The following is a 482-nucleotide window of genomic DNA, read 5'->3' on the forward strand; positions in this document are numbered from 1 at the left end:
GGTCCGCACCGCAGCGGCACCGCACGTCGACGAAAGACGACGGCGCGCGAGCCCCCGCGCCGAGACACTCGTGGACCCGGGAAGCCGGGGAAGCCGGGCGTCAGGGAAGGAGTAACGACTGGCCCGGGGTGATCAGCGGCGACCGCAGGTGGTTCAGCCGCATCAGCCGGTCCACCACGACCCGGGTGTCGGCGCTCTCGTCGAGCGCCACCGCCACCGCCCACAGCGTCTCCCCCGGCACGACCAGATGGCGCCGCGGCGCCTCCGCGGCATCCGGCCCGGCGATCGACACCCCAGGCATGATCATGATTGCTACCGCCACGACAATCGCCACGACAATCGATACCACCACCACCCGACCCCGCCGGGTCAGCCGGAGCGGCGGGGGTGCGGGCGGGCGACCCGGCGGGTATCCCGCCGGCCGGCGACCCGCCCGGTCCCTGGCCGTCGGCAGGTCGACGACCCGCGCCCTGTGTGCGGAT

1 protein-coding gene is annotated in these 482 nt (G+C 74.3%); it reads right to left on the reverse strand.

The features are described from left to right. Positions 1-100: 100 nt before the first annotated feature. Positions 101-482: LysM peptidoglycan-binding domain-containing protein (locus ACY45C_RS09950; RefSeq protein WP_462187338.1), on the reverse strand; the 382-nt coding region annotated here is incomplete at its 5' end.

It is taken from the genome of Frankia sp. CcWB2 (genome assembly GCF_977927585.1).